Annotated in this window: 2 protein-coding genes; both read left to right on the top strand. The window is 54.5% G+C overall.

Translation table 11 applies throughout. The annotated features are described in order from the left end of the window. Window positions 1-108: 108 nt before the first annotated feature. On the top strand, window positions 109-1629 hold the full coding sequence (locus HTS88_RS21820; RefSeq protein ID WP_174182264.1) for a recombinase family protein: 1521 nt from the start codon (window positions 109-111) through the stop codon (window positions 1627-1629). Between the two features lie 1481 nt (window positions 1630-3110). Then, a complete protein-coding gene (locus tag HTS88_RS21815; protein WP_174182262.1) occupies window positions 3111-4754 on the top strand; it encodes a phage/plasmid primase, P4 family in 1644 nt (547 codons plus the stop codon). Window positions 4755-4802 lie beyond the last annotated feature (48 nt).

Here is a 4802-nt window from a genome sequence, read left to right as displayed (position 1 = left end):
CCTAGAGCTCGGGAACTGCTTCCTGGGCAACAGCGGTGGCCTCGTTGAACTGCGTGCGGTACAGCTCGATGTATCGAACGAGCTACAAGTTTGAGTTACCGTTATTCCATGACCACCGCCGCCATATACGCACGACTGTCCAGCGACCGGAGAGGTACCGGCGATAGCGTCGAAAATCAGATCAAGGAGTGTAAAGCCTTGATCGCCTCCAAAGGCTGGACGGTTGGAAAGATCTACTCTGACAACTCAATCAGTGCCACTACCGGAGCGCTCAGGCATGACTTCGAGCAGCTACTCACGGATGCCCCTGAAGTAGTGGTTGTCTGGCGGCAGGAACGGCTTGAGCGCGGTTACCATGATGCCCTTGACCGCTTTCTCCTGGCAGGATGCACTGGCTACACCTGTGACGGGCAAGTAATCACGGTGGAGAATGCATCGTCTGAGTTGATGACGCGGTTTCGTTCGCTGCTCAGCCGGATTGAGGGCAGGCAGAAGTCGGAGCGCCAGAAGCTTGCCTACCGTGGTGAGCTTGAGCGCGGCCTTCCCCGGCTCTCCCGTCCTGTGTTCGGAAACAACCTTGACGGCACCCTGAAAGAGGTCGAGGCCAAAGCTATCCGGACAGGCGCTAAGGACTTCCTTAACAAGGACGCTTCCCTGAATGAAATTGCCAAGCGCTGGAATGCCACCGGTCTCCGTACTCCCTTCTCGCAGTCCGAGAAGAATCGGCTCAACGGCGGCAAGGGGCGCGGTGGTAACCCATGGAACCACCGCAGACTGTCAGAACTTTTTCAAAACGAACGACTGATTGGGAAGCGCACCTATGAAGGTCAGACGGTGACCCTTGTGAACTGGACTCCCGTCCTGGACGAAGAGACGTTTGAACACCTTCAGGTTGTCCTTGCCGAGCGGAAGACCGGAGTACGCGGGAAGAAGAGCCTTCCGCCTGGCTCTCACCTGCTTAGCTCAATCCTCCGTTGCGCCGAGTGTAATTCGGTCATGGTGACCTCCTACGCAGGAGGCAAGAACAACGAACGCCTGTACAAATGCCAGACCGTGGAACATTTCGACGCTGACGGCAACAGCATTGGTGGACCTTTCGCTAAGAACGCGGAGAAGACGGATGCAGTAGTGGTCAATGACTTTTTGCTGACGCTGGTATCGCCTGAGGCTCAGGAGACGCTGCTAGGCGATTCCGGCAACCTCGCCAGACTGACCGCCAACCGCTCCACGATGATCCTGAAGCATCGGGAATGGATGGATGAGGCCTTATCGCTGGAAGAGCCGCCGTCCCCCTCCGTCTTCGCGCAGAAGGAAGCCAAGCATGAGGAAGCGCTGAAGGCGATCAATGCCGAGATCCTTGAACTGGATAAGGACTCCCTGTTTGAAGGCCTGCGATGGGAGCCGAAGGGTAAGGGCATGAAGCAGTTGCAGGATGATCTTGTGGCGCTTGAGGCCGAAGCCCTGGCGCGTTGGAACGCGGTTCCGATGGAGCGCAAGCGACGCATCATTGAAGTGTTCTATGACAAGATCAGCGCCAGCCGGGGCAAGCGCGGTCAGCGGTTCCGCTCTGACTCCGTCGAGCTTATGCGTAGTGACCTACTGAGAAAGCTTCAGCAGCCGGCAGATTGACGGATGGAGAACTTTAGGCAGCTCTACTACTTTACTTCGGGTAGGCCTCTTTGTGTCGCGTACGATACCCCCGACGCACCGCGACACGGGAAACGAGGCATGCGACACGCCGTCTTTTCCTCGACACGCTGGGCGTTAAATGTGCCTAAGTAGTCCACAGGATGTGGATTGTGTCCGCAAAAACAGCGGAATTCCGGACATTTCGAAGGCCCCTCCCTGTGGATTAAAGGTGCATTAAATGACATAGTTGTAATACATCATCTTGGGGTTCCAAAGAGGCGTCTGCACTAGATGTAGTATCTAGCTATGACCTTCGGGTTATGAAAAAAGCCTCGGTGGCAACCGCTACGGGGATTCGTGCAGTTCACTACCAAGGCTTGATTCTTCTCCGTCAAGAGGTTTTGAGTCTACAACGCTCGCCCCCTTCAGGCGCAAGTCCAGGGCTGGGCGTCCGGTAGTAGCTGCTTAGCAATAAGGAGGAGACCATCATGGTCCCCAGCTACAAACCGGGGCAGGACGCCCCACTGTCCGGACAGTACGAGATTGTCGGCCCTCGCGGCGGACGCACAGGAGAGGAACGTACCGCCATTCGCGGCAACACCCTCCCACCGACTCCCAAGTCGGGGCAGTCATATGTGCCTGTCGACCCCACTAAGAACGGCGCTGGCAAGCGCTAACTAAATCACCGAAAGTCCCGCTGGCCGTCTGGTTGGCGGGACTTTTGGTTTCGGTGGTGCCTGCTTTCGCTGGCATGACAGCCGATAGATTGGCCGCTTTGTAAATATCGCCCGAAACCCGTAAGATGTAATCTCCTATCAATCCCTCGGAATCATTGTGATTCCGGGGGTTTGTGCGTTTTCAGCTACTTTCATAGTGTATGGGAGTTTCAGGTTTGACCGACGGAACGCCCTGGCCTATTTACGATGTGACACAAATCACAAAAAAATTCATGAGATAATTGGATAACAACGAAACAACTAATGAAAGAAGTGTTATGGAGAGACAACCGGGACGCCCAAGAAAGCGACTAGAACTGCTTCGCCAGTCCAGAACGGCAACAATGCGATCACTTGACCGCCTGACACGAACACATGTGGAAGAAATCATCACAAGGCAAAACAAGATTGCGCGGCTAACGGAGGAGATTAAACAGCTTGAGAAAGCAGAAACCTCGTGAGCGGTTCCCTGCTATCCCAATTACACAATTCTTAGGGAGGAGGAAGTTGGCATGCTCCAGGAAGGCTAGAAACGTGGATGGGTAATCCATCCTTGCCTAGGAAGCAGACGACCTGGGGAAGCGTAAGTGAATGCCGCTGTGCCGTGCAATAAGAAGCCCCGACGGAACAAGCGCCGGGGCGATCTCTAAAGGGTTACCTACACGAAGAATTTTATCACGTGTAGCGCCAAGGTAAACAAAAATCAAATCAAAAAACTCAACGAAAGGGGTCGAATGGCCTCACAATCAAAAGGAAATTGCCTACATGAACGAAACACAAGCACTCCAAAACCTTTACGTAGAACTACGACTCGACCGCTGGTTCATTGACCTAATGGGGCAGGCTGCAGACTACGACAGCTTCAATGTCCGCAAAGCCGAGGACAACATTCCCCGGACTGAGTTGACGGCAGCCAGGGCCATCCGGGATAAGTTTGAGAACAGGCTCTCGTACGTCGAGTCCGAAAACCGCTGGTACCTCTGGGACGGCAGGGTGCACGCCCCCTGTGACGGCGACAACGTGGCTATCAAGGTCACCAAGTATTACTGGGAAGCGATGACCTCCGCTATTGCCTTCGTGAAGGGTCATTACGAAGTCATGGCGACGCACACCGCCTCAAACGGTTCGCCGACGGCCAAGGAAGAAGCCGCAAAGATTCGCAACGAGTACAACAAGGGCGAGATCGTCAAGCACAGGCGCTACCGTGACCGTGTGGCTTCTGAAGCCGGCATGAGTTCACTTGTTCGTGTAATGAAGACCGAACTAGATGTTCCCATCTCTCACTTCCAAGATGACCGCCAGTGGCTTGTTCTCCGCAACGGAGTAGTCGACCTTGCCGACTACCGCGCGAGCGGATTCGTCCGCCTTCTTCCGCATGATGGGTCACGACCAGTCACCCGATTCTTTGATGCTGACTACGATTCGTCTGCCAGAGCCGATACCTGGAGCGGCTTTCTATCCTCATCCATCGTTGACGATGGGGGCGATACCGTGAAGCTGCTTCAAAAGGCAGTCGGAGCTGCATTTAGCGCAGAACAGAAGCCACGTGCCTTGTTCAACCTACTTGGGGCACCAGCCTCTGGAAAGTCTGTCTTCTTGTCCGTCTTCAACAGACTTGGACAAACCTACGCAGTTATGCCAAATAACCAAGCGATTCAGCTGAACAACGGAGACACAAACTTCTACCAAGACGCCCTCCGCAACAAGCGCTTTGTTGGCTTTAGTGAGGTGCAAGGCAAGAAGCCGCTCGATGATGGATTCTTGAAGGGCATCCTTGGAGGCGACGAGCAGAACACTCGGCAGATGCGACAGATGGAATCACCGTGGAAGCCTCAGTGCGTCCTGTTCATTGCTTCCAACATGGCGCTCAAGTTCGACACTCGCGATGAAGCAACATTCATCAAGATCCTGCCCATCCCCTTCCCGCACTCCTTCACTGAGATGGATCCGGAACATAAGATGGATCGCGATCTTGAAGGCAAGGTACTGGCAGAGCGCAGCGGAATTCTGAACTGGGTGCTGGAGGGCATGGCTGCCTTCTGGTCCGATGGACTAGCCCCGACGGCAGCGGTCATGGCTGCTATGGACGGCAACAAGACGGCCAACTCTCATGCGCTCCAATTCATGGAAGCAATGCTTGAGGCCGGTCACGTGATCCAAGATCCAGCTGCCTCCTTGTCTGGCTGCCTCACAGTCACTGTTGGCTATGACATGTTCCGGCATTGGGCTGAGGCTCAGGGCATCAAGAACATCCCCGGCAAGCAGATGTTTTCCACTGATGTGGCGGGCTTCTACCACGGTAAGAAGCGTTCCGACGGAATCAGGTTCGTTGGAATTTTCATGCAGTCCCATCTCGTCCAAAACGTCCAAACCGGGATTTCACATCTGAACCTGGCCAAGACGCTTTAGTCAGCAAACGTCCAATGGAACTTCATTGGAAGATCCTTGGAAGGCACT

Origin of the sequence: Pseudarthrobacter oxydans (genome assembly GCF_013314975.1) — a bacterium.
In the GTDB taxonomy this organism is placed as follows: domain Bacteria; phylum Actinomycetota; class Actinomycetes; order Actinomycetales; family Micrococcaceae; genus Arthrobacter; species Arthrobacter oxydans.
Note: the sequence above shows the minus strand (reverse complement) of the source record. Positions and strands in the feature narration are given on the sequence as shown.

What these genes read in the sequence shown, in the direction of transcription:
- HTS88_RS21820 (WP_174182264.1), top strand. Translation starts at nt 109, where the DNA reads ATGACCACCGCCGCCATATACGCACGACTGTCCAGCGACCGGAGAGGT.
- HTS88_RS21815 (WP_174182262.1), top strand. Translation starts at nt 3,111, where the DNA reads ATGAACGAAACACAAGCACTCCAAAACCTTTACGTAGAACTACGACTC.